The organism is Luteibacter sp. UNCMF366Tsu5.1 (assembly GCF_900119235.1).
Taxonomy (GTDB): Bacteria; Pseudomonadota; Gammaproteobacteria; order Xanthomonadales; family Rhodanobacteraceae; genus Luteibacter; species Luteibacter flocculans.
This window is the reverse complement of sequence record NZ_FPIS01000001.1, coordinates 1161904-1185632: the sequence shown is the minus strand read 5'-3', so window position 1 is coordinate 1185632 and position 23729 is coordinate 1161904. Positions and strand designations below refer to the sequence as shown.

General features: G+C 64.7%; 22 protein-coding genes and 1 tRNA gene. 15 read left to right on the top strand and 8 right to left on the bottom strand.

Annotated features, from left to right (window positions below):
• Positions 1-166: 166 nt before the first annotated feature.
• The 3 genes from BT115_RS05205 to BT115_RS05195 form a co-directional block, all read right to left on the bottom strand.
• Positions 167-1555 (bottom strand): PhoH family protein, encoded by a 1389-nt coding sequence (locus tag BT115_RS05205; protein WP_072321428.1) that lies wholly within the window; start codon positions 1553-1555, stop codon positions 167-169.
• 83 nt (positions 1556-1638) lie between these two features.
• A complete protein-coding gene (locus BT115_RS05200; RefSeq protein WP_072321427.1) occupies positions 1639-2100 on the bottom strand; it encodes a peroxiredoxin in 462 nt (153 codons plus the stop codon).
• 26 nt (positions 2101-2126) lie between these two features.
• A complete protein-coding gene (locus tag BT115_RS05195) occupies positions 2127-2702 on the bottom strand; it encodes a glycine cleavage system protein R (protein WP_072321426.1) in 576 nt (191 codons plus the stop codon).
• 164 nt (positions 2703-2866) lie between these two features.
• Here BT115_RS05195 and dapA point away from each other — a divergent pair, with 164 nt between their 5' ends.
• From dapA to BT115_RS05170, 5 genes are all read left to right on the top strand, one after another.
• Complete coding sequence (gene dapA / locus BT115_RS05190; protein WP_072321425.1) at positions 2867-3760, top strand: 4-hydroxy-tetrahydrodipicolinate synthase; 894 nt, start codon at positions 2867-2869, stop codon at positions 3758-3760.
• A 30-nt stretch (positions 3761-3790) separates the two neighbouring features.
• Positions 3791-4375, top strand: a complete 585-nt coding sequence (locus tag BT115_RS05185; RefSeq protein ID WP_072321424.1) for a hypothetical protein — start codon at positions 3791-3793, stop codon at positions 4373-4375.
• 543 nt (positions 4376-4918) lie between these two features.
• Positions 4919-5623 carry a hypothetical protein gene (locus BT115_RS05180; RefSeq protein WP_143144461.1) on the top strand — a complete coding sequence of 235 codons (705 nt, stop codon included), beginning with the start codon at positions 4919-4921 and terminating at the stop codon, positions 5621-5623.
• A 78-nt stretch (positions 5624-5701) separates the two neighbouring features.
• Entirely contained in the window at positions 5702-6664 is a 963-nt protein-coding gene (locus tag BT115_RS05175) for a hypothetical protein (protein WP_143144460.1), read from the top strand.
• A gap of 56 nt (positions 6665-6720) precedes the next feature.
• Positions 6721-7650 carry an HvnC protein gene (locus tag BT115_RS05170; RefSeq protein ID WP_143144459.1) on the top strand — a complete coding sequence of 310 codons (930 nt, stop codon included), beginning with the start codon at positions 6721-6723 and terminating at the stop codon, positions 7648-7650.
• A 61-nt stretch (positions 7651-7711) separates the two neighbouring features.
• Here the strand turns inward: BT115_RS05170 and fdxA are convergent, their stop codons facing one another.
• The gene (gene fdxA, locus BT115_RS05165; protein ID WP_072321420.1) at positions 7712-8035 is read right to left on the bottom strand and encodes a ferredoxin FdxA; all 324 of its coding nucleotides are present in this window, start codon (positions 8033-8035) and stop codon (positions 7712-7714) included.
• Between the two features lie 25 nt (positions 8036-8060).
• Positions 8061-8136: transfer RNA gene (locus BT115_RS05160), tRNA-Glu, on the bottom strand.
• Between the two features lie 184 nt (positions 8137-8320).
• Between BT115_RS05160 and pcnB the strand changes: the two genes are divergently transcribed.
• The 7 genes from pcnB (at position 8321) to pgi (ending at position 15429) form a co-directional block, all read left to right on the top strand.
• Positions 8321-9679 (top strand): polynucleotide adenylyltransferase PcnB, encoded by a 1359-nt coding sequence (gene pcnB, locus BT115_RS05155; RefSeq protein WP_072322265.1) that lies wholly within the window; start codon positions 8321-8323, stop codon positions 9677-9679.
• The gene (folK, locus tag BT115_RS05150) at positions 9676-10161 is read left to right on the top strand and encodes a 2-amino-4-hydroxy-6-hydroxymethyldihydropteridine diphosphokinase (protein WP_072321419.1); all 486 of its coding nucleotides are present in this window, start codon (positions 9676-9678) and stop codon (positions 10159-10161) included. The genes pcnB and folK overlap by 4 nt, the downstream gene beginning before the upstream one ends.
• Before the next feature lie 58 nt (positions 10162-10219).
• Positions 10220-11305: a GlcNAc-transferase family protein gene (locus BT115_RS05145; RefSeq protein ID WP_072321418.1), complete on the top strand. Its 1086-nt coding sequence runs from the start codon at positions 10220-10222 to the stop codon at positions 11303-11305.
• 55 nt (positions 11306-11360) lie between these two features.
• Entirely contained in the window at positions 11361-12188 is an 828-nt protein-coding gene (panB, locus tag BT115_RS05140; protein WP_072321417.1) for a 3-methyl-2-oxobutanoate hydroxymethyltransferase, read from the top strand.
• A 10-nt stretch (positions 12189-12198) separates the two neighbouring features.
• Positions 12199-13044: a pantoate--beta-alanine ligase gene (gene panC / locus BT115_RS05135; RefSeq protein WP_072321416.1), complete on the top strand. Its 846-nt coding sequence runs from the start codon at positions 12199-12201 to the stop codon at positions 13042-13044.
• 136 nt (positions 13045-13180) lie between these two features.
• Positions 13181-13561, top strand: coding sequence for an aspartate 1-decarboxylase (gene panD, locus BT115_RS05130; protein ID WP_072321415.1), 381 nt, complete (start codon positions 13181-13183; stop codon positions 13559-13561).
• Positions 13562-13794: 233 nt separating this feature from the next.
• Positions 13795-15429: a glucose-6-phosphate isomerase gene (gene pgi / locus BT115_RS05125; protein ID WP_072321414.1), complete on the top strand. Its 1635-nt coding sequence runs from the start codon at positions 13795-13797 to the stop codon at positions 15427-15429.
• Here the strand turns inward: pgi and BT115_RS18375 are convergent.
• Positions 15375-15578, bottom strand: a complete 204-nt coding sequence (locus tag BT115_RS18375; protein WP_143144458.1) for a hypothetical protein — start codon at positions 15576-15578, stop codon at positions 15375-15377. The two genes, pgi and BT115_RS18375, sit on opposite strands and share 55 nt — an antisense overlap.
• Positions 15579-15940: 362 nt before the next feature.
• On the opposite strand from BT115_RS18375, the gene BT115_RS05120 reads away from it, so the two are divergent.
• Positions 15941-16939: a hypothetical protein gene (locus BT115_RS05120; protein WP_072321413.1), complete on the top strand. Its 999-nt coding sequence runs from the start codon at positions 15941-15943 to the stop codon at positions 16937-16939.
• 4 nt (positions 16940-16943) lie between these two features.
• On the opposite strand, the gene parE is transcribed toward BT115_RS05120, so the two are convergent.
• Both parE and BT115_RS05110 read right to left on the bottom strand, forming a co-directional pair.
• Positions 16944-18830 (bottom strand): DNA topoisomerase IV subunit B, encoded by a 1887-nt coding sequence (gene parE, locus BT115_RS05115; RefSeq protein WP_072321412.1) that lies wholly within the window; start codon positions 18828-18830, stop codon positions 16944-16946.
• Positions 18831-19165: 335 nt separating this feature from the next.
• The gene (locus tag BT115_RS05110; protein WP_072321411.1) at positions 19166-20965 is read right to left on the bottom strand and encodes an aminopeptidase P family protein; all 1800 of its coding nucleotides are present in this window, start codon (positions 20963-20965) and stop codon (positions 19166-19168) included.
• Positions 20966-21139: 174 nt separating this feature from the next.
• Here BT115_RS05110 and BT115_RS05105 point away from each other — a divergent pair, with 174 nt between their 5' ends.
• Both BT115_RS05105 and kdsA read left to right on the top strand, forming a co-directional pair.
• On the top strand, positions 21140-22819 hold the full coding sequence (locus BT115_RS05105; protein WP_072321410.1) for a CTP synthase: 1680 nt from the start codon (positions 21140-21142) through the stop codon (positions 22817-22819).
• The gene (gene kdsA, locus BT115_RS05100; protein WP_072321409.1) at positions 22816-23646 is read left to right on the top strand and encodes a 3-deoxy-8-phosphooctulonate synthase; all 831 of its coding nucleotides are present in this window, start codon (positions 22816-22818) and stop codon (positions 23644-23646) included. Before BT115_RS05105 ends, kdsA begins: the two co-directional genes overlap by 4 nt.
• Positions 23647-23729 lie beyond the last annotated feature (83 nt).

Sequence of the window (23729 nt, the reverse complement as noted above, 5' to 3'; positions counted from 1 at the left end):
GACTCGATGGGAACCTTTCGATGGCCGCACCCGCGCGCGGCCGTATCAACGGCCATAGGATACTCCTGGCCCACCGAGCCGGCACACCCGAGGCCGCTGTCCTCGCCAGCGGCCGACGATGTCCCAGGGCGCGGGCGGTGCGCCCGCGCCCCTTTGTTTACAGCGGTTACAGCGCTTCCGACGCGAAATCCGCCAGGCGCGACCGTTCGCCGCGCTTCAGCGTGATGTGTCCCGAATGCGCCCACATCTTGAAGCGGTCCACCGCATAGGTGAGGCCCGAGGTGGTCTCCGTGAGATACGGCGTGTCGATCTGTTCCACGTTGCCCAGGCAGATGATCTTCGTGCCTGGTCCGGCGCGGGTGATCAGGGTCTTCATCTGCTTGGGTGTGAGGTTCTGCGCTTCGTCGATGATGAGGTAGCGACTCAGGAACGTGCGCCCGCGCATGAAGTTCAGCGAACGGATCTTGACCCGCGATGCCAGCAGATCGTTGGTGGCCTGACGCCCCCACGAGCCGCCTTCCTCGGGATTGGCGAGCACTTCGAGGTTATCGGTCAGCGCGCCCATCCAAGGCGTCATTTTTTCCTCTTCCGTGCCCGGCAGGAAGCCGATGTCTTCGCCGACCGGCACGGTGGCGCGGGTCATGATGATCTCGCGGTAGCGCTGCTGGTCCATCACCTGGGCCAGGCCGGCGGCGAGCGCGAGCAGCGTCTTGCCCGTGCCCGCGGTGCCCAGCAGGGTCACGAAGTCGACGTCCGGATCCATCAGCAGGTTCAGGGCGAAATTCTGCTCGCGGTTGCGCGCGGCGATGCCCCATACGCTGTGGGCCGCATGCGTGTGGTCGTCGAGCAGAACGAGCCGGGCCTTGCGCGCATCTTCGTCGCCGAAGATTTGCAGCACGCGCAGTTCCACGTCGTTTTCGCCCGGCATGTACAGGCACTGGTTCGGGTACCACTGCTCGTCCTCGTGGACGTTCACCTCGTAGAACGTCCGACCGCGCTCGTTCCAGGAACGAAGCTCCGGATGCCGGCTCCAGAAGTCTTCCGGCAGCGCGTCCGACCCCGTGAAGAGCAGGGCGAAATCGTCCAGCGCGCGGTCGTTCTCGTAGTCTTCGGCGGTGATGCCGTAGATGGACGCCTTGATCCGGAGGTTGATGTCCTTGGTGACGAGGATCACCGGACGGTCCGGATGCTGGTCACGCAGGTCGATGACCGATGCCAGGATCTGGTTGTCGGCCTTGCCGTTACCGTGGCTTGCGCGCTGCTGGAAGAACAGGCGACCTACCGCGCCACGCTTGAGCTTGACGCCTTGGGGGTTGCTGAGTTCCAGGCCGTCGCGAAGGCCCTGGCCGCCACCGCGCTCGATCAGTTCGTTGATGAATCGGCTGACCTGGCGGCCGTTGCGCGAGACTTCCGAGCCACCTTTCTTCTTTTCGTCCAGTTCCTCCAGCACCGTCATCGGTATGAAGACGTCGTGCTCCTCGAAGCGGAACAACGACGTCGGATCGTGCAGCAGCACGTTGGTGTCGAGGGCGTAGATGCGCTTGCTTCCGGTCATGCGGAAGTGACCTCATGCGGAGGTTGCGGAACCCGGTCGCGCGGCGACGACCGGGAGGAGGGTGCCGCTTGACGCGGTAGCCGTCACGCGGCGGGGACACTCTCTAATACGGCCTGCGCGTGGCCGGGGATCTTGATGCCGCGCCATTCCGCGGCGAGCTTGCCGCGGGGATCGATCAGGAAGGTGCTGCGCACGACGCCCAGGTAGCGCTTTCCGTAGAGCACCTTCTCGTGGATGACATCGAACGCGCGGCACCAGGTTTCGTCGGCGTCGGAGACCAGAGGAAAGGGCAGCTCATGCTTTGTCGCGAAGTTGGCGTGCGAACGGACGGAGTCGCGGGACACGCCGACGACTTCGGCGTTACGCGCCTTGAACGCGGGGTAGAGATCGCGGAAATCGCGGGCCTCGTTGGTGCAGCCCGGCGTGTTGTCCTTGGGGTAGAAAAAGACGACGACCCACTGGCCCTGGAGCGAAGCCAGGGACAGCGTGGAGCCGTCGCCAAGCGTGCCTTCGAGTTTCGGTAGCTTCATGCTCTTGCCGGTCATGCGTACGTCCGCTGCTCCTCGCGGTTTTAGAACTTGACGGGATCCATGATGGCGTCGAGGTTGAGGCCATCGCACAGTTCGAGGAAATCGTCGCGCAGCGCGGCGATATGCGTTTCCGCGGGAATGCCGATCGTGATCTGCGCCTGGAACATCTCCGCGCCGGTCTGCATCGCCTGATAGCGCATCGACGAGAGTTGTTCGACGCTGATGTCCCGGCGCGAGAAGAACTCGATGATCTTCACCAGAATGCCCGGGCGATCCGCAGCGATCACCTCCACCAGATAAGGCAGCAGGTGCGCGGTGGGTTCGCGTGGCGTCGTGCGGTAGTGGACGATCTGCAGTTCTTCATCGCGACCGAGCTTGCCGAGCGACGTCTCCAGCTTCGCCACCGCATCCCATGCGCCGACGGCCAAAAGCATCACAGAGGTGTCGTTGCCGATGGTGGAAACTCGCGCGTCAGCGAGATTGCAGCCGGAGTCGGCGATCCGCTTGGCCAGCGCGAGGATCGGCGCGCGATGCGCCGGCGACAGCGTCGAAATGAGAAGTTGGTTATCGGTGGCGGCGTTGCGTGCTGCAGAACGATTCAAGGCGGGACTACCCATGGCGCATCCCGCGGGGCGCGGGACCAACGCTTTGGGGGCAGCTTACTTGGCCCCGTCGCACGCTAGCAAGACACGGCACGTCCGCCGGACGGGATGGGGCCGAATGGACTAGCCCGAAACGCCCCGGTAACATGCGAAGCGTTGATTGCACAACGGGTTTCACCTTGGATATCTCAGGCAGCATCACCGCGCTGGCGACGCCTTTCGCCGCCGACGGTTCCCTCGATCTGGACGCGTTCGGCCGGTTGCTGGACCAGCAACTGGAAGGCGGGACGCAGGCCGTCGTGGTGGCCGGCTCGACCGGCGAGTCGCACTTCCTGGAACATGACGAATACGACCGCCTGCTGGCGTTCGCGGTGCAGCGCGTCGGCGGGCGTGTTCCGGTCGTCGCCGGTACCGGCGAGGCGGGCACCGCAAAAACCATCGCCACCACGCGCCGCGCGGCTGCGCTGGGCGCAGATGCCGCGCTGGTCGTCGCGCCGTTCTATGTGCGCCCCACGCAGGAGGGCCTGCGCCGGCATTTTCTCGCTGTGGCCGATCAAGGTGGCCTGCCTGTCATTCTGTACAACGTGCCTCCGCGCACGGGCTGCGACATCTCTCCGGAGACCCTGGCTGTGCTGCGCGACCACCCCGGCATCATCGGCGTGAAGGAAGCCCGTGGCGACGCCGAGCGCATCCGCGCCGTCGCGGAACTTATCCGGCCGGATTTCGTCTACCTGAGCGGCGACGACGGTTCGGCTCCCGAGGCCATGCTGGCTGGCGCCGCGGGGACCATCTCGGTTGTGGCCAACCTGGTACCGAAGGCTTTTCGCGAGTTGTGCGACGCCGCCCGTTCGGGCGACGCGCAGCGCACGCGGCAGGCTGCGGAACGGCTGGCCCCGCTCATCGATGCCTTGAATTGCGCGCCGAATCCGATCCCGGTCAAGGCTGGCCTGGCCGCCCTGGGGCTCGGTTCCGCGGCTCCGCGGCTGCCCCTGGTCGAGCTGGAATCTGGCCCGGCGCTGGCGAGGCTGCACGAAACCCTCGCGGCTCTGGCACCATTGGCGTCTGCCGCCTGACGCTCACCTTCCCAACGGAACCCAAAGTTCATGAAGAAAACCTCGTACGCGCTGGTCGTCCCGGCACTGCTCCTGTCCGTCCTGGTCGTTTCCGGTTGCGGCGCGTTCCGCTCCACGAAGGAATGGCAGAAGGCCCAGCAGGAAGCTCCCCTGGAAATCCCGCCGGGCTTGGATACGCCCTCGACCAGCGCCGCCCTTGTGATTCCGGACGTGGGCGCCGGCGCCGACGCCAACGGGAACGCTTCGGCGGCGCCCGTCTCCGACGGTTTCGTGCTGACCGATGCCCCCGACGCTGCCTACCGCCGCATAGGTGAGCTGCTGAGCGTGGGCGACCTGGGCAAGGTCGTCGGCCACGACGACACTGCGCACAGCTATCAGATCGCTGTGAATCGCGGTAAGCCGGAAGGCCGCCCGGGCCTGTTTCGTCGCATGTTCGGTGGCGGCAAGAACGCCGATCAGGATGCGAAGGACGCTCCGTCGTCGCAGGGTGGCGCGCACAGTGTCGTGCTGTCCGTCATGCCGAGCGGCACCGGCAGCGAAGTTCGCGCGCAGGGCGATGCCGATGGCGTCCGTCGTGTCGTGGACGCGCTGAAGTCGCGGATGGGCAGCAAGTAACGCGATCTATCAATTGAGCATCACGCCCACGTAGATCGTGGGATGGCGAGATGCGACAAAGGCGGCCCTCGAAAGAGGGCCGCCTTTTTTGTCGTTGCGCTGCGCGATGAGGCGACCGGCTCGGGTGCGCACTAGAGCTTGACCGGGGCGAAACCACGCCGAGGGGTGCATCCGAGAGAAAGTCTTCGTGCATTGGATGCCTCGGCAGCTTGTGCCGGATATCGCCTGCGGTCGCCTACGACCGAGGGTCGATATCGGGCCGCTTCGCCCGGTGCCAGACTGCGGTTCACCGGAGATTGCATGCGGCTTACATGGAGGTAGGCGATGGACACGAGGATTGCTCGCTCGTTTCGGATCGTATCCCTTGCGACAGCGGTCGCCCTCTTTGCGGCATGTGCAGGCCACGAGGCTCGCCATTCAGGCGGAGTGACGGCGTTCCCTTCGGGGGGCGAGGTGGTAACGAACATGCTGGCGCGTTTCAGCAGCCTAAACATCCAGTGTGGAGGGGGCACCAAACCCAGGCTGACGTGCAGTGGCGTGTATATGCGTGCCACGAAGCGCGGAGAGGACTTTCATGTCTGGAATCCCAACCCGGAATCGCAAAATAAGAACTCGGTGTCGTTTTCCTGGCTGAACAAGTCAGGCTCTTTCGGTGGCCTCGTGTTCGGCTATGACAACGGGTTCACCCTCCTGCCCCCCGATCAGGCCTGGGAAGCAGGCTTCGACCCGATCAGTGCGCTCTGCCTTTTCCCCTATGACGCAGCGACATGGAATCGCAGCGACGATGGATGCGGTGCGTATCCGGGTATCCCTGACAGCGGACCTTGTCAGGCACAGGGCATTACCGAGGCCGATCAGTGGATCGCCCGCTACCGAGATCATGGCATGTACGGGCATCAGTGCAGTTTCGATACCCATCTGGTGTGGCCCGTCTATCAGGGATGGGAAGTCAGGTCCAAACTGCCAGACTTGCATAAGCTACACAACGAGGTCATGTTGCGCGCGTGGCGAAAGGATGATCCTGGCCTGCCGCTGGAATCCTTTTTCTATATCGGCGGAAGCGCGAAAGGGCGCGGTGAGGCCATGGCGAATCAGAGAGATTTCAAAGCGGTGATAGGGCGTTGGGTGCCGGTCGTCCAGATTGTTCTGCCGCAGAGTGAAGGGAGCGACGCGTACTTCCGCTACTTACCCGAAGACCAGGCGGTGCCGGAGACGCGGACCGCCTCAATACCTTCCGCCATGCACTGAGCATGTGCATGCTGGTGATGCGGTGCCGATGTAGATTGAGCGATCGTTTATTTGCAGGCCAACACAGGGAGGTGTTGGATGAAAGCTCGACTCATGCGTGCATGGCGCTCCCTTGGCGTCGCTGTCGCCGTCGTTCTTCTCGCGGCGTGTGCGGGGCAGGGGTATCGTTCGCATGGCCCGTACGGTTTTGCCTCCGGTGCGGACGTGGCGCGGCATCTCAAAGAGCGCTACGACGAAACCTTTGCCTCTTGCACGAAATACCCAGGGGATCCTGACCCGAAGCCCGTACTGCTTTGCTCCGGAATTCTGATGAGGGCGACCCAGCGCGGGCCCGGTTTCTATGTCTGGAATCCGAATCCTGCTTCGCCGATAAAAAAGGGCGTGTCGTTCTCCTGGCTTCGACGTGACGCGGGCTTAAGTAATCTGGTCTTTAACTACAAGAACGGCTTCATCATCCTGCCGCACTACTACGCCGATTCGCCTTCGGATGGCTTTACGCAGCTCTTTGTCCTTTGTGCGTATCCGTACGACGCCGCGACGGTGGGAAGGGCCACCGGAAAGTTGGACGGGTGCGGTGTGTACTCCGGCATCCCTGACAGTGGACCCTGCCAGGAGCAGAACATCCAGGGGGAGCCTGCCTGGACAGCGAAGTTCGGCAACCGGGGTTTTTACGGAAACCAGTGCGGGTTTGGGTTGCTTCCCGGCACCGCCAATGCGCACCTGGCGTTCCAGGCTATCGGGCAGATCCGGCTGAAACTGGGCAACTTTGGCTTGCAGAACGAGATCATGATCGGAGTCTGGCCACAGAATGATCCGAAGATTCCCCTCGAAGCATTTTTCTATCTCTCTGGGTCTGCGGATGGATTGAACCAGGCAAGGGCGAACCAGAGCGAGTTCGTGACATTGACGAGGCGTTGGGTTCCGGTCATTCAGGTGACCCTTCCGGGCGGTCCGGGCGGTCCGGCTTCGTTTCTGTTCCGAACCGCCGATCAAGCGGTCCCAGAGCCCAGCCGGCCACCCCGGCAGCGGCGTCATGCGTGACCTTGCTGCAAGCCATCACTAAGGAAGGCCAGATCCATCACCAGGAGCTCGGTCCCATGGTTAAAGGACAATCCCTGCGACGGCTCGCCATTGTCATGACGGCGGCCGCGTGGCTGTCGATTGGCGGCAGCGCGCTTTCCGATTCCCGAGACGCGCATCGCGACCACGATGCGGAAGGTATCGCCGTGGCCGCAACCATCCAGGCGCGTTACGACGACGAGCGGACAACCACGTGTGCGGGGTCCGACACTGCGCCCTCGTTCCTTTGTTCGGGCGTGATCCTGCGTAGCACGGTGTATCCGTCCACGGGTCACGTCTGGGATCCGAAGGGTGCGGCGAACCCGAAGCCCGGAGGCATATCGTTTTCCTGGATGCGCCGCGATGCCCAGTTCAACAAGGTGGCGCATCGTTATGCGCAAGGCTTCCTGTTGGTGCCGGTGCTGAAATACGGCGACAGGCCGTTTCGGAACATGGAAGTGCTGTGCGCATTTCCTATCGATGCGGCATCGGACGAGCGTGTCAATCGCGGGTGCGGAGCCCATCGCGATTACCCGACGCAGAGCAGGCCATGTCAGATGCAAGGCATTGTCACCGCGCCGTCGTGGGTGGCTCACTACAACGTCGTCTCGGACAAGTTCGAGCGGCGCAACCATCAGTGCGGCTTTACGGTGGTATCGGGTACGACCGGTTCGTCGGCGATCTTCGAGGCTGTCCTCGCTGCCATGCGCGCGATCAAGGATGAGTCGTTCGGCGAACAGAACGAACTGGTCATCGAGGAATGGGGCTTTGGCGAGGGGACGCGACTGCCCATCGAAGCGTTCTTCTACGTGGCAGGGCACGACGGCCCGATCGGCGCCATGGCCTATCAGCGCGACTTCTACGTCACGACGGGGCGCTGGGTGCCGGTGATACGCCTGACGATGGCGCGAAAGCCCGGCGATCGGGCGACGTTCGTCTACCGGCCGGAAGACCAGGCCATTCCTTGATCGATCGATACGTTCGCAGCCGCGGTGCTGGCAGGATCGGGATGTATCGGAGCGTTTGGGCTCAGCGCTGCAGCAGCTTGAGCTTGTCCGGTTTGCCTTCCCATTCCTTGGCGTCGGGCAGGCCGTCCTTGCGCTCGGTAATCACCGGCCAGTCCTTCGACAGATCGGCATTGAGCGCAACGAACGCCTCCTGACCCGCGGGAACGTCGTCCTCGGGGTAGATGGCGTTGATCGGGCATTCCGGCTCGCAAAGCGTGCAGTCGATGCACTCGTCCGGATTGATCACCAGGAAGTTCGGACCTTCATGGAAGGCGTCCACCGGGCAGACTTCGACGCAGTCCGTGTACTTGCACTTGATGCAGTTATCGGTGACGACAAAGGTCATGCGATGGGTTCGATGCCGGATAAAGTGGCGCTCCCTACGAGGTTCGAACTCGTGTTCCCGCCTTGAGAGGGCGGTGTCCTAGACCACTAGACGAAGGGAGCGGGTCGTACTGAGAGTACGAAGCGCGCTAGTATATCCAAATTCGTGCAGGCGGCAATGGGTTTCCGGGCCGCTCGTGGAATTGAGTCTAATTCGTTACATTTGACCCATTCATCCCGACACCGCTTGCCGGTGGGGGGCAGCCACTTGAACGGACGCCAGAGCGTCCGCCAGGACTTCGACCGCTTGAATCCCGATACCAGGAGTGACGTTCCGCCGGTAATGCGCATTATCCCGCGTGAACAGCATTCCATTTCCCGCAAGAACATCAGCAAGGCCGCGCTGCGCGTGCTTTATCGCCTGCACGACGCGGGTTTTGCCGCGTATCTCGTCGGCGGGGCGGTACGCGACCTGCTGCTGGGCGGGCATCCGAAGGACTTCGACGTCGCCACCGACGCCACGCCCGACGAGGTCAAGGGGCTGTTCCGCAATTGCCGCCTGATTGGTCGGCGCTTCCGGCTGGCTCATGTGGTGTTCGGCCCGGAGATCATCGAGGTCGCCACCTTCCGCGGCACGGGGGAGGAAGGCGGCGAGGGCGACCGCCACATCGTCGACGGGCGCATCGTCCGGGACAATATATGGGGCACGATCGAGGAGGATGCGGTTCGCCGCGACTTCCGTGTCAATGCCCTCTACTACGACATCTCCGATTTCAGCGTGCGCGACTACGTCGGCGGCATGCGCGACCTCGAAGACCGCAGCATGCGCCTGATCGGCGATCCCGAGCAGCGTTACCGCGAGGACCCGGTACGCATGCTTCGCGCGGCTCGCCTGGCGGCCAAGCTGGGCTTCACGATCGATCCCGCGACGGCGGCGCCTTTCGCCACCCTTGGGCACCTGCTGGGCGAAGCGGCCCCGGCACGCCTGTTCGACGAGTCGCTGAAGCTGTTCCTTGGCGGTCATGGCCTCAAGAGCTTCAAGATGCTCGAGGCCTGCGGTCTGCTCAAGTTCCTCTTTCCCGCCACCGCGCGTGCGCTCGAACGCGGCGACAACGCCTTGCGCGCGCTCGTGGAACAGGGCCTCGCCAATACCGATGCGCGCATCGCCGAGGGCAAGTCCGTCACGCCGGCCTTCCTGTACGCGGTGCTCCTGTGGGGCGAGGTTCGCGATCAGGCGCAGGGATGGATCGCCCAGGGCTACGACGCCAACGAGGCCTGGCAGCGCGCGGCGGTCCACGTGGTGGGCGAGCAGTGCCAGCGAGTCGCGATTCCGCGTCGTTTCACCTTCACGATGGAAGAAATCTGGGCGCTGCAGCCGCGTTTCGAGCAGATCCACCGCAAGCGTGTTTTCCGCTTGATGTCGCATCCCCGGTTCCGCGCTGCGTTCGACTTCCTGCTGCTGCGTGCGCACGAATCGCCGGGCATGCGCGAACTGGGCGAGTGGTGGGCGCATGCCCAGCAGTTGCCGCCCGAGATGCTCGCCGCCGCGCTGGGCGGCGGCGGGGTTCCCGCGCACGAAGCGACCGCCCCGGCTGCCGCAGTGCGCAAGCGTCGGCGTCGGCGCAAGCCTGCCGGGCGCGGCAAGGGCGATTCGGGCGGCGCGTGAGCGTTCGCGCCTTCATCGGCCTGGGGGGCAATCTCGGCGAGACCCGGCTGATCCTCGATGCAGCGATCGCTCGACTCGGCGAGCACTCGGGTATCCGGATCACGGGGCGCTCGCGGTTCTACCGCACGCCGCCCTGGGGCCCGGTGCCACAACCGGATTTCGTCAATGCGGCGATCCGGATCGAGACCGACCTCGCGCCGCACGCTCTGCTCGACGTACTGCTGGGCACCGAACGTGCCTTCGGCCGCGTGCGCGATGGCGAGCGTTGGGGGCCCCGTGTGCTCGATCTCGACCTGCTTTCCTACGGCGACGTCACGCTGCACGACGACCGCCTGCACGTGCCTCATCCGCGCATGGCCGAGCGCGCCTTCGTGCTGTTGCCTCTGGCGGATATCGACGAGGGATATGTCGTTGCCGGACAAGGCTCCGTGTCGGCGTTGCTGGAAACGCTTGGTACGCAGGGCTGCGAACCGCTTCCTTAGGCTCCCGCCACCGGCGTAGCATCGCTCCGACGCCAGGAAGGCGAGTGCAAGGAAGCGCATGGACGCAGCGGATCGCAAGACCCTTTTTGTGCAGATTCCCGCTTACCGGGATGCCGAACTGTTGCCCACGCTGGTCGATATGATCGAACGGGCGAGCAGCCCGCAGCGACTGCGCGTAAGCGTTTGCTGGCAGCACGATACCTTCGACGATCCCACGCGTTTCATGGATGGTGGCTTCAGCGTGACCCGCGACGTCTTCAAGGGACGTCTGCGGCATACGCTGCGTCGGCGGGGCGCAACGATCCAACTGTTCGACTACGCCATGGACGAATCGCGTGGCTGTGGTTGGGCACGGGCGATGGCCCAGCAAGGGTTCTGCGATGAGGATTATTCCCTGCAGCTCGATTCTCATCACCGCTTCGCCCGGCACTGGGATCGTGACCTGATCGAGATGCTCGAAGACCTGCGTTGTCCGGCCTATCCGCGCCCCGTGCTGGTCGGGCATCCGCCGGCCTATGTACCGGGCGAGCGTATGCCGGAACGCTGCGAGGAAAGCCATCAGATGGATTTCGTCGCCTTTGGTGGGCTTTGCGTCGTTCGCACCCGATCCACTCCCATCCACCCGCCAGCGACCCGGCCGGTGCGCGCGCGATTCTTCAGCGGCGGTTTCGCGTTTGCCGATGGCAGCATCGTGCGCGACGTGCCGGCCGATCCCGATCACTACTTCAATACCGAAGAGATCACGCTTGCCGTGCGTGCCTATACGCACGGCTACGACCTGTTTCATCCCCACCGTCACGTGCTCTGGCATTACTACGGACGCGAGGGTGCGCCGAAAGTCTGGGAGGACCAGTCACTGGCGCGCGCTCGCGGTGAAACCGCCCTGGACGGCGGTCAACTGGGTGTGCGCGCCATGGCCGCCGTGGAAGCGGCCTTCGGCATGGGCGAAAAGCCGCCTGTGCCCGTGCCGTGGCTGGGCACCCGGCGCACGCTCGCCCAGTACGAACGATACGCCGGTCTCTGCTTCGCCCGGCGCGCCGCGACCCCGGAAACGCTTGCCCGTCTCGCGCCGAGCGACGCGGACCAGGGGCTGGATGAAGCGGCCTGGGAGGCGCGCCTGCGCGCCGCGCCGTGGATTCCTTGAGATAGCGGCCGGGTAGGCGGACAATCCGTCTTTCTACCCATGAGGCGACAAGAGCGTGTACGTCGAAAAAACGAGTGCGCCGGCGCGCAAGCCGGTGACCGTGCCGGGCCTGAAAGCAATGAAAGCGGAAGGCCGGAAGATCGTGATGCTCACCGCCTACGATGCGAGTTTCGCCGCCCAACTGGATGCCGCCGGTGTCGACGTGGCGCTGGTGGGCGATTCGCTGGGCATGGTGGTGCAGGGCCGGTCGAGCACCTTGCCCGTGACGGTCGATGCCATGGTCTACCACACCGCCGCCGTGGCGCGAGGTCTGTCGTCCGCGCTGCTGGTGGCCGATCTCCCGTTCATGAGCGACCGCGACGTCCCGACCGCCATGGACGCCGCGACCCGCCTCGTTGCCGAGGGCGGCGCGGCGATGGTCAAGATCGAAGGCGCCGGGCGTATCTGCGAAGTGATCGCTGCGCTGGCCGAGCGCGACATTCCGGTCTGCGCGCATCTGGGCCTCACGCCGCAGTCCGTGAACAAGTTCGGCGGCTACAAGGTGCAGGGCAAGACCGAGCAAGCGGCTGCCGCGCTGCTGGCCGACGCCAAGGCGGTCGAGGCCGCCGGGGCGGATCTGCTCGTGCTCGAATGCGTGCCGGCCGCGCTGGCCGCGCGCATCACGGCCGAATTGTCCATTCCGACCATCGGCATCGGTGCAGGCGTGGATTGCGACGGCCAGGTGCTGGTGGTGTACGACCTGCTGGGCCTTACCCCGGGCAAGCGACCCCGTTTTTCCAAGGATTTCCTCGCTGGACGCGATTCCATCCAGGGCGCCATCGGCGCCTATGTTGCCGACGTGCGCGAAAAGCGCTTCCCCAGCGTCGAGCACAGCTTTACCTGAGGACATTCCAATGCAGACCGTGACCGATGCCGCCGCGCTGCGCGCCGCCATCAGGGGCTGGCGTACCGCCGGGCAGACCGTCGGCTTCGTACCGACCATGGGCAATCTCCACGCCGGCCACCATTCGTTGCTGAAACTGGCGCGTGCTCGCGCCGATCGCGTGGTCGCGAGCGTGTTCGTCAATCCTACCCAGTTCGGTCCGGGCGAGGATTTCGAGCGTTACCCGCGTACGCTGGCCCAAGATCAGGCAGGGCTCGCCGAAGCGGGCTGCGACATCCTCTTCGCTCCGGACGTCAGCACCATGTATCCGTTCGGTGCCGCGGCCAGCGTAAGCATCCATGTGCCGGTCATCACCGAGACACTGGAAGGCGCCCACCGACCGGGTCATTTCGATGGCGTGGCGACTGTGGTCGCCAAGCTCTTCAGCCTCGTCCAACCCGATCTCGCCGTGTTCGGCCAGAAGGATTTCCAGCAGTTGAAGGTGATCGAGCGGATGGTCCGCGACCTGTCGCTGCCGGTGAAGGTGATGTCCGCACCGACCCTGCGCGATGAGGACGGTCTGGCGATGAGCTCCCGCAACCAGTACCTGTCGACGGCTGAACGTGCCCGTGCGCCACAGATCCACGCCACGCTGGTCCAGATGCGCGAGCTGTTCCGTCAGGGGCATGCCTGGCAGGCCCTGGAGCAGGCCGCCCGGGCCCGCCTGGAGCGGGCCGGCTTCGTGCCGGATTACGTGGCGATCCGCCGGGCCGACGACCTGGCCGAGCCTGGCGAGGAGGATCGCGAGGGTCTGATCGCCTTGGTAGCCGCCCGACTGGGAGGCACCCGGCTCATCGACAACCTCTCGTTCGACTGAATCCCTTCACGGTCCGGGACTTGCGTTTCCGGGCCGTCTCCCCCATAAAGCGCACCGACAGAGGCAGCCCTCACGACGGACGGGCCACCCTCCGTTAGAATGGGCGTTTTTTTGCAACAACACCCCAGAGACCGCCATGCACCTCAACATGCTCAAGTGCAAGATCCACCGCGCCACGGTGACTCACGCCGAGCTGAACTACGAAGGGTCGATCGCCATCGACGGCATCCTGCTGGACGCCGCAGGTATTCGCGAATACGAACAGATCCACGCTTGGGACATCAGCAATGGCGAGCGCTTCGTGACCTACGCACTGCGCGCGGAAGAGGGCTCGGGCATCATCTCGGTGAATGGCAGTGCGGCCCGCCGTGTGTCGACCGGCGACCTGATCATCATTGCCGCTTTCGTCGGCCTGTCCGAAGCGGAGCTGGCCAAGTACCAGCCCGACCTCGTGTACGTCGATTCGAACAACATCATCACGCACACGAATCACGCGATTCCGAAGCAGGCGGCGTAAGTCGGCGGGCTGGGCCCTGCCTGTGAGTCGGCCGCTGCGCGGCCTGTAAATCGCGCTACGCGCAGTGAACAGTAAGCAGAGCGCGCGACGATCAGCTCTTACTTACGGTTCACAGGCCGCGCAACGGCCGACTTACAGGCGGCCCGTGGCCGCCGACTCCCGGAACATACAATCCGCTTACGCTGCACTGCGGTAAGATTCCGTCTTCCCTCCGTTGCAGCCAAGTGGAAGCCATGGAATCAAAGCACGTCCCGTTGCCCTCGTTCGAGGAACACGCCTCCCGTCTCGCCAAGACGCACCTCCGTGACCTCGTTCAAGACGAGGCCCGCGGAGAGCGCCTGCGCCGCCGCATGGGGCCCATCCTTCTCGACGTCTCTCGCCAGAAGCTCGACGTGGCCGCGCTGGATGCGGTTGGCGAGTACATCGAAAGCACCGGCTGGAAAGCCGCGCGCGATGCAATGTTCGAAGGCAAGCACATCAACACCTCGGAAGACCGCGCCGTGCTGCATACCGCACTTCGCGGTGGCGCATCGCGGCATCCTGCGGCACCGGCCGACGTTCGCAAGGACGTTGCGGACGCGCTCGACAAGATGGAAGCCCTCGTCAATGCCGTGCACAAGGGCGAAGGCCATTCGGTCGGCCTGATCGACGGCGTCACCGACGTGGTGAACATCGGCATCGGTGGATCCGACCTGGGCCCGCGCCTGGCCGTCCACGCGCTGGAACAGTTCCACGTGAAGGGCATTAGCAGCCACTTCCTCACGAACGTCGACGGTCAGGCCGCGACCGACCTGATGAAGAAGCTCGATCCCGCGCACACGCTGGTCATCCTCGTCTCCAAGAGCTTCAACACGCAGGAAACCCTGCTCAACGGTGGCGTTTTCCGTAACTGGATCCTCAAGGCCAACGACGGCGACGAAAAGAAGACCGCCAGGCATTTCATCGCAGTCAGCTCCAACGTCGAGGCGGTGCAGAAGTGGGGCGCGTCGCAGGTGCTCCCGATGTGGGACTACGTCGGCGGACGCTTCTCGCTGTGGTCCGCCGTGGGCGCCTCGATCGCATTCTCCATCGGCATGCAGGGCTTCCGCGAGCTTCTCGCCGGCGCTGCCGAGGCCGACGATCATTTCCGTACTGCGGCGTGGCAGGACAACCTTCCGGTGCTCCTCGCCATTGCGGAAGTCTGGAACCGCAACATCCTGGGCCGCAACAGCCGCGCGGTCGTGCCGTATGTCGATTCGCTGGCCGATCTTCCTTCCTACCTCCAGCAACTGGAGATGGAGAGCCTGGGCAAGCACGTGCATCCGGACGACGGCAGCGAGGTGCAGCAGCCCACGGTTCCCGTGGTGTGGGGCAGCATCGGCACCAATGCCCAGCACGCGTATTTCCAGGCGTTGCATCAGGGCACCGATACCGTGCCGCTGGAATTCATTGGCCTGGTGAAGCCGGCGCATCCGCTGCGCGAGAACCACGATGTGCTGCTATCGAACCTGCTTGCACAAGCCGCCGCGCTCTCGCTGGGCAAGACCTTCGACGAGGCGCTCGCCGAGGCGAAGACGGGTACCGAGGCCGAGCGCCGCGCACTGGCAGCACAGCGCACCTTCAAGGGCGATCGCCCGAGCACGGTGTTCATGCTCGACGCACTTACGCCGCACTCGTTGGGTGCATTGATCGCGTTGTATGAGCACAAGGTGTTCCTGTTGGGGCACCTGTGGGGCATCAACGCGTTCGACCAGTGGGGCGTGGAGTTGGGCAAGGTCATCGCGAAACAGATTTACCCGTCGCTGGCCAACGACAAGGACCCGGGCGACCTCGCTCAATTCGACGGCGCCACGCGCGCCTTGATAGGCGCCATTCGGGCGCGCCGCTGATCCACGAGAAACCCGGCTTCGGCCGGGTTTTTCTTTTTCCCTGCCGAAAAGGAAGCAGCAGCGCTTACAGCCGATGGCGTATCGCCCGGCCATTTCGTCTGCTGCACAATCGAGTTGGATTTTTCCCACGGATAGGGAAGACGGATCATGGAACGACATCGTTCCGCTCGTTCGCGATTGTCGCCTTGTCTTTGCTCGCGGGCTGCGCGCTGCAACGCACGCCGTCCATTGTGATAGCGCCCCCAACCGAATCGGGACCTAATGACGCAGCATCTGCAGGAGCGTTCGGTCAGAACGCCTTCTTTCAACACGCGCAGCGTTGGATGTCGGTGACTCGCTGGGCGCCGGTCAGTTAACCGTCGGGGTTCGCGACGCGCACCTGCGCCCCGGTCGATCAGGAAATCCAACCGAGCCGCAAACGCCGAGGCCAATCAAACGAAGTTTTCATCCGCATTGAGTGCGGACATTTCCAGGGACGGGGGTGCATATGAATACGCGATGGACGAGGCCGTTGGCCGCGCTGGCGTTTGTATGGGTGAGTTGCTTTCCCGATGCGCAGTCGACGGGATTTCAACAAGCGGATGTCGTGTCGCCGGCCTTGACCAAAGATTACTCGGGAAAGAAGGTGGCGGAGAACTTGCAGACACGCTTCAAGGACACTCGATACGATTGCGGGAAGAACAAGGCCGGGCACCCGCATCCCGCGTTCCTGTGTTCCGGCATCCTCATGCGTTCCACGAGTTCGTCGCCAAAGTATTTCTCCTGGACTCCGAGCCCTGACACGGCCGCGTGGGGCGTGTCGTTCTCGTGGCTGCGCCAGGATTCCAATTTCCCGGAGAACTATCCTTCGGCCAACGGGTTTATCGTCTATCCATGGTTTGACTACCCGTCGGGGAAAGGGTATGTCCAACTCATGGTGCGATGCATCTTCCCCCAGGACGCCTGGACGGGAGCGCCGGATCGGTGTGTCACCGATCGTACGATCCCCGTTGAGGGCAGGCCGAAATCCACAACGCAGAAAATCTGCCAGGACCAGGGCATCTATTCGGACAAGACGTGGATGGCGAAATTCACCAACGACGAGAACCAGTGTGCCTTCGGTGTCGAGGACTGGCGACAGACGAACACGGCCGAGGCATGGCAGCAGGCTGTGGACGTCCGCAAAAAGATGAATATCTTCGTGCGCAACGAGGTCGTCGTGACGGCATGGCCTAAGGATGTCGGCGCGCATATGCCCGTGGAAGCCTTCTTCTACCGGGACAATTGCTTCTACACGGATAAAGACTGCGGCAAAGTAACACCTGTCGCGGACCGGCTCTCGCGCAGCGACGCCATCCGCAAGCGTATAGGGGCCGCCAAGAGCGATCAGGAGGCTTTCGCGAAAGAGGCGAACCGCTGGGTGCCGATCATTCACTGGACGCCCGCAACTGAGATCGGCGGCCCAGCCACCTTCGAGTACATCAAGGACGATCAGGCCGTTCTGCAACCGCCGGACCCGCCGACACCGTGAGCGCTCAGACTTCCAAGGTCGCCAGATCGCCCTTGTCTTCCAGCCACTGCTTGCGGTCGCCCGCGCGCTTCTTCGCCAGGAGCATGTCCATCAGCTTCTGCGTGCCGTCGTCGGTGTCGACCGTGAGCTGCACGAGGCGGCGTGTGTCGGGATGGATGGTGGATTCGCGCAACTGCGCGGGATTCATCTCGCCGAGGCCTTTGAAACGGGTGACGCTGACGGCGCCCTTCATCTTCTCGCGCTCCACCTTTTCGAGCATGAGGCGCTTTTCTTCCTCGTCGAGGCAATAGAACACCTGCTTGCCCACGTCGACGCGGAACAGCGGCGGCATCGCCACGAACACGTGGCCCTCGCGGACGAGCGACGGGAAGTGGCGCAGGAACAGCGCGGAGAGCAGGGTGGCGATGTGCAGGCCATCCGAATCCGCGTCGGCGAGAATGACGACCTTGCCGTAGCGCAGGCCGGAGAGGTCGTCCTTGCCGGGGTCGCAGCCAATGGCGACGGCGAGGTCGTGCACTTCCTGCGATGCCAGCACGGCTCCGGATTCGACTTCCCACGTGTTGAGGATCTTGCCGCGCAGCGGGAGGATCGCCTGGAAGTCCTTGTCGCGTGCCTGCTTCGCCGAGCCACCGGCGGAATCGCCCTCGACCAGGAACAGCTCGGTGCGGGTCAGGTCGGTGGCAGCGCAGTCGGCCAGCTTGCCGGGCAGGGCAGGGCCTTGGGTGATCTTCTTGCGAACGACCTGCTTCGCGGCCTTCAAACGCGCGCTTGCGCGCTCGATCGCGAGCTGGGCGATCTTCTCGCCCAGGTCCACGTGCTGGTTGAGCCACAGGCTGAAAGCATCGTGCACCACGCCTTCGACGATGCCGGCGGCCTGGCGCGACGAGAGGCGCTCCTTCGTCTGCCCGGCGAACTGCGCGTCCTGCAGCTTGACGCTGAGCACGAAGGCGAGGCGCTCCCAGACGTCTTCGGGCGCCAGCTTCACGCCGCGCGGAAGCAGGTTGCGCAGGTCGCAGAATTCACGGATGGCGTTGGTCAGGCCGGAACGCAGACCGTTGACGTGCGTGCCGCCCTGCGCCGTGGGGATGAGGTTGACGTAGCTTTCCTGGACCAGTTCACCTTCGGGCAACCAGGCCAGGGCGACGTCGAGCGCGTCGGTATCGCGCGCGAAATGCTTCACGAACAGGTCCGACGGCAACGCCTCGGCGCCTTGCAGTTCGCCGCGGAGATAGTCGGACAGGCCGTCCTCGTAGTACCACTCGCTGGTCTCGCCGCCTTCCTCGGTCAAGCGCACGGTCAGGCCCGCGCAGAGCACCGCCTTGGCGCGCAGCAGATGCTTGAGCTTGGAGACGAGGATCTTCGGCGTATCGAAATACTTCGGGTCCGGCCAGAAGCGCAGCGTGGTGCCGGTCTTCTTCTTCGGCACGCTACCGATGACTTCCAGGTCGCTGGCGCGATCGCCATGCGCGAAGGCCATGCGGTATTCCTGGCCGTCGCGGCGGATCGTGACGTCGACGCGCGTGGAGAGCGCGTTGACCACGGACACGCCCACACCGTGCAAGCCGCCCGAGAAGGCGTAGTTCTTGTTGGAGAACTTGCCGCCCGCATGCAGGCGCGTGAGGATCAGCTCGACGCCGGGCACCTTCTCTTCCGGATGGATGTCCACCGGCATGCCGCGGCCATCGTCGCTCACTTCCACCGAGCCGTCGTTGAAGACGGTGACCTCGATCGTCTTGGCGTGACCGGCCAGCGCCTCGTCCACGGAGTTGTCGATGACTTCCTGGGCCAGATGGTTCGGCCGCGAGGTGTCGGTATACATGCCGGGGCGGCGCTTGACCGGGTCAAGGCCGCTGAGGACTTCGATGTCTGAGGCGTTGTAGCGAGTGTTCATCGGATGCGTTGCTCGTTCGTAGCCGGGCAGGATGGGGCGAGGGGCAAGGGCGGTCAAGTTTGCCTGGCCCCCATGTCACGCGGTGAGATCGGCCGGCACGAAATTGTGGGAGCCGCCATGGCGGCGAGAAGCCTACGAAGCGAGGGCAGGAGCCACCCTGGTGGCGAAGTCAGAGCATGGTGGGAGCCACCCTGGTGGCGAAAAGCCAACGGAGCGGTGTAGCGGCAAGGCAAGCTTCCATCGCCAGCAGGCTGGCTCCCACCGGCAAGCAGTCGCCACCTGCAATTTCCCTCGCTGCATGGCGGCTTTCGCCGCTGCGGCGCGTTTCAAGGGGATCACAGCGGCGCGCAGTGCCATTCGAGCCATTCGCGATCGGCGCCGTCGAGCAGTGGGGAAAGGGCGGCCCGCACCGTGGCGTGGTAGTCGTCCAGCCATGCGCGCTCGGACGGTTCCAGCAGGCGCGGTTCCAACGTGCGCCGATCGAACGGACACAGCGTCAGGGTCTCGAACGCGTAGAACTCGCCGAACTCGGTGCTGTCGGCCTGGGTCACCACGGCGAGGTTCTCGTGGCGGATGCCGTGACGGCCCGGTTTGTACAGTCCCGGCTCGATCGACGTGATCATGCCGGTTTCCAACGGCACCAGTGCGCCGCCCGCGACGGGTGGACGGATGCTATGCGGTCCCTCGTGTACGTTGAGGAAGTAGCCCACGCCATGGCCGGTGCCGTGGCCGAAATCCATACCGGCGGCCCACAGCGGCGCCCGTGCCAGGGCGTCCAGTTGCGGGCCGCTGGCACCTTTGGGGAAGCGAGCGCGGGACAGCGCGATCATGCCCTTCAGCACGAGAGTGGAGTCACGCCGCTGTTCGTCCGTCACCGGGCCCAGAGCCAGCATCCGCGTAATGTCGGTGGTGCCGCCCAGGTACTGGCCGCCCGAATCCACCAGCAGCAGCCCTTTCGCAGCGAGCGCGCTGAAGCCCGCTTCGGTGGCCCGGTAGTGCGGCAGCGCGCCGTTCGCTTCGTAGCCGGCGATGGTCGAAAAGCTTTCGCCCACGAACCCGGTCTGTGCCGCACGCGCCTCGCGGACGATGGTGTCCACGTCCAGTTCGGTCAGTGGCTCACCGGCGGCGAGGCCGGTCTCGATGCGGCGGAAGGCGCGCACGAGCGCGGCGCCATCGCGCCGCATCGCATCGCGGATGTGGTCCAGTTCTTCCGGGGTCTTACGCGCTTTCTGCGCCGTGGACGGATTCGCCGCCCGAACATGCTTGACGCTGGCCGGCACGCCTTCCAGCAGCGCGACGACGACGCGGGCCGGGTCGTATAGGAGCGTGGCCTCGTCCGGCAGAGCGGCGATCGCGGACGCGGCGGTGGCGTAGTCGGCCAGCGAGATGCCATCGGCCGCCAGCGCGGCTTTCACGTCGGCAGCTACCTTGGCCGCGTCGACGAACAAGGTGGCACCCGCATCGCCGATCAGCAGGTGTGCCAGGAACACCGGGTTGTACTCGACGTCGGCACCACGCAGGTTCGTTAGCCAGGCGATGTCGTCGAGGCTCGACAGCAGGTGATGCGTGGCGCCGGCCTTGCGCATCGCCGTGCGCACGTGGCGCAGCTTGTCCGCCCGCTCGACGGTGGCGAACGGGGCGCCGTGCGCGAACACGGGCGCCGACGGGCGGGCAGGGCGGTCGTCCCAGGCAGCGCCCGGCAGGTCGAGGTCGGTGCGCAGCGTGGCGCCGACGGCTTCCAGCTTTTTAGCGAGGTTCTCGGCGCCGGCCACCGAGAGGCTGTCGCCTGCCACGGCCACCATGTCGCCGGTCTCCAGGTGCTCGGCGAGCCAGGCCACGTGCTCTGGCGTGTGCGCCACGTTCAGCTTCATCAGCGGCAGGCCGCTTCCCGCCAGTTCGGCCTCGGCCTGGGAGAAATAGCGGGAGTCGGTCCAGAGGCCGCCCCCGGTCGCGGTGACGACCAGCGTGCCGGCCGACCCGGTGAAACCGGAATAGCGCTCGCGGGCCTGCCAGCGCGGCGGCAGGTACTCCGAAAGATGCGGGTCGGCCGAGGGGACGACGACGGCGGCGACACCTTCGCGGGCCATGGCGGCGCGAAGCGATTGGAGACGGGAGGCGATCGGGGATGCGTTCATCGCCCCATGGTAGCGAGAGAAACGCCGGTGGGAAGCGCGCGGGCGGCTGACTGGGCACCAGATCGAGCCGGCGAGCGCCCCGCGACGCATCGCCGCTGGCGGTATCGTTCAGGTGCCACTCGCGAGCGGCGCGCCGCTTAGGTAAAATACAAATTTCCAGCACTGGCTGCTCGCATGACTCCCCTGATTTTCGTGACCGGCGGTGTGGTGTCTTCCCTCGGGAAAGGCATCGCGGCGGCGTCGCTCGCCTCCATTCTCGAGGCGCGCGGTCTTTCCGTGACCATGATGAAGCTCGATCCTTACATCAACGTGGATCCGGGCACCATGAGTCCCTTCCAGCACGGTGAGGTCTATGTCACCGACGATGGCGCGGAGACGGACCTCGACCTGGGCCACTATGAGCGCTTCGTCCGCACGCGCCTGACCGGCAAGAACTCCATCACGGCCGGCAAGATCTACGAGTCGGTGATCCGCAAGGAGCGCCGCGGCGATTACCTCGGCGCCACCGTGCAGGTCATTCCGCACATCACCGACGAGATCAAGCACTCGATCCACGAAGCCACACGCGGCTTCGACGTGGCGCTGGTGGAAATCGGCGGCACCGTCGGCGACATCGAGTCGCTGCCGTTCCTGGAGGCCATCCGCCAGTTGCGCATCGAGCATGGTCCGGAGAAGTGCATGTTCGTGCACCTCACCCTGGTGCCGTATATCAAGGCGGCGGGCGAGATCAAGACCAAGCCGACCCAGCACTCGGTGAAGGAGCTGCGCTCGATCGGTATCCAGCCCGACGTGCTGCTCTGCCGCTGCGAAGAACCGCTGCCGGACGGCGAGCGTCACAAGATCGCGCTCTTCACCAACGTGCCGAAGAACGCCGTCATCAGCACGATCGACGTCGACATCATCTACAAGCTGCCCATGTGGTTGCACGAGCAGGGCCTCGACGAACTGGTCATCAAGCGTCTCGGCCTCGATGCCGGCCCGGCCGACCTGTCCAGTTGGGAGCGCACGGTGGAAGCCGTGGAGCACCCGCGTGACGAGATCACCGTTGCGATCGTCGGCAAGTACGTGGAGCACAAGGACGCCTATAAGTCGCTGGGCGAGGCGCTGCGCCACGGCGGCATCAAGCAATCCACGCGGGTCAACCTGCGCTGGGTCGATTCCGAAGACGTCGAGGCGCGTGGCGCCCGCACCGTGCTCGGCGACGCCGACGCGATCCTCGTACCGGGCGGCTTCGGCAAGCGCGGTTTCGAAGGCAAGATCCTCGCCGCGCAGTTCGCTCGCGAGGCGGGCGTGCCGTACTTCGGCATCTGCTACGGCATGCATGCCGCGGTGGTCGAGTTCGCGCGCAACACCGCGGGCCTGACTCAGGCCGATTCCAGCGAGAACGATCGCAACACGCCGGACCCCGTCATCGCGCTCATCACCGAGTGGACCACGGCCAGCGGCGAGACCGAAGTACGCACCGAGCGCTCCGACCTCGGCGGCACCATGCGTCTCGGCGCGCAGGAGTGCCGTCTCAAGGCCGGTACGCTCGCTCGCGAACTCTATGGCGAAGACGTGGTGCGCGAGCGCCATCGTCATCGCTACGAGTTCAACAATCGCTATCGCCAGTCGTTCGAGGATCTTGGCCTCGTGATCTCGGGCAAGTCGATGGACGACCTGCTGGTGGAGATCGTCGAGTTGCCGCGCCAGGTCCATCCGTGGTTCCTCGGTTGCCAGGCGCATCCGGAATTCACCTCCACGCCGCGCGAAGGGCATCCGCTGTTCATCGGATTCGTCCGTGCCGCGCGCGAATACAAGGCCGTCCGCGACGGCGAAAAACTGGCCGTCCGTTCCGAGGAGTCTGCCGCATGAAGCTTTGTGGTTTCGAAGCCGGTCTCGACCAGCCCCTGTTCGTGATTGCCGGCCCCTGCGTCATCGAGTCGATGCAACTGCAGCTCGACGTGGCCGGTAAGTTGAAGGAAATCACCGATCGGTTGGGCATCCACTTCATCTTCAAGTCGAGCTTCGACAAGGCCAACCGTTCGTCCGGGTCGAGCTTTCGCGGCCCGGGCCTGGAAGAAGGCCTCAAGGTGCTCGATGCGGTGAAGAAGCAGATCGGCGTGCCGGTCCTCACCGACGTGCACGAATACACGCCGATGAACGAAGTGGCGGCTGTTGTCGACGTTCTGCAGACGCCGGCCTTTCTCGCCCGACAGACCGACTTCATCCAGAACGTGGCGCGCGCCGGCAAGCCGGTGAACATCAAGAAGGGCCAGTTCCTCGCGCCGTGGGACATGAAGAACGTGGTGCAGAAGGCGTTCGACGTGGGCAACCACGACATCATGGTCTGCGAGCGCGGTGTCAGTTTCGGCTACAACAATCTGGTGTCGGACATGCGTTCGCTCGCCGTGATGCGTGAAACCGGTTGCCCGGTGGTCTTCGACGCCACCCACTCGGTGCAGTTGCCGGGCGGGCAGGGCACCAGCTCCGGCGGCCAGCGCGAATTCGTTCCCGTGCTGGCCCGCGCGGCAGTGGCCGTCGGCATCGCCGGGCTGTTCGCCGAAACCCACCCCGATCCGTCCAAGGCGCTGAGCGACGGCCCGAACGCCTGGCCGCTCGACCAGATGGAAGAGTTGCTCGAGACCCTGATGGAACTCGACCAGGCCGTAAAGCGTCGCGGGTTCGCCCATCACGCTTGATCGCTCCCGCGGGACGGTATGATTGACGGGATCCGGCGCCCTTCGCGCCGGCACCCAACGGTGGAGCCGCGAGGCTCCCGGGG

Bases quoted from the DNA above. Each gene is read 5' to 3' on its own strand.
- panD (WP_072321415.1), top strand. From the start codon at position 13,181: ATGCACCTCAACATGCTCAAGTGCAAGATCCACCGCGCCACGGTGACT.
- fdxA (WP_072321420.1), bottom strand. From the start codon at position 8,035: ATGACCTTTGTCGTCACCGATAACTGCATCAAGTGCAAGTACACGGAC.
- BT115_RS05145 (WP_072321418.1), top strand. From the start codon at position 10,220: ATGGACGCAGCGGATCGCAAGACCCTTTTTGTGCAGATTCCCGCTTAC.
- BT115_RS05105 (WP_072321410.1), top strand. From the start codon at position 21,140: ATGACTCCCCTGATTTTCGTGACCGGCGGTGTGGTGTCTTCCCTCGGG.
- BT115_RS05205 (WP_072321428.1), bottom strand. From the start codon at position 1,555: ATGACCGGAAGCAAGCGCATCTACGCCCTCGACACCAACGTGCTGCTG.
- BT115_RS05185 (WP_072321424.1), top strand. From the start codon at position 3,791: ATGAAGAAAACCTCGTACGCGCTGGTCGTCCCGGCACTGCTCCTGTCC.
- BT115_RS05200 (WP_072321427.1), bottom strand. From the start codon at position 2,100: ATGACCGGCAAGAGCATGAAGCTACCGAAACTCGAAGGCACGCTTGGC.
- BT115_RS18375 (WP_143144458.1), bottom strand. From the start codon at position 15,578: ATGATCCGTCTTCCCTATCCGTGGGAAAAATCCAACTCGATTGTGCAG.
- pgi (WP_072321414.1), top strand. From the start codon at position 13,795: ATGGAATCAAAGCACGTCCCGTTGCCCTCGTTCGAGGAACACGCCTCC.
- panC (WP_072321416.1), top strand. From the start codon at position 12,199: ATGCAGACCGTGACCGATGCCGCCGCGCTGCGCGCCGCCATCAGGGGC.
- kdsA (WP_072321409.1), top strand. From the start codon at position 22,816: ATGAAGCTTTGTGGTTTCGAAGCCGGTCTCGACCAGCCCCTGTTCGTG.
- BT115_RS05195 (WP_072321426.1), bottom strand. From the start codon at position 2,702: ATGGGTAGTCCCGCCTTGAATCGTTCTGCAGCACGCAACGCCGCCACC.
- BT115_RS05180 (WP_143144461.1), top strand. From the start codon at position 4,919: ATGCGTGCCACGAAGCGCGGAGAGGACTTTCATGTCTGGAATCCCAAC.
- BT115_RS05175 (WP_143144460.1), top strand. From the start codon at position 5,702: ATGAAAGCTCGACTCATGCGTGCATGGCGCTCCCTTGGCGTCGCTGTC.
- BT115_RS05170 (WP_143144459.1), top strand. From the start codon at position 6,721: ATGGTTAAAGGACAATCCCTGCGACGGCTCGCCATTGTCATGACGGCG.
- BT115_RS05110 (WP_072321411.1), bottom strand. From the start codon at position 20,965: ATGAACGCATCCCCGATCGCCTCCCGTCTCCAATCGCTTCGCGCCGCC.
- parE (WP_072321412.1), bottom strand. From the start codon at position 18,830: ATGAACACTCGCTACAACGCCTCAGACATCGAAGTCCTCAGCGGCCTT.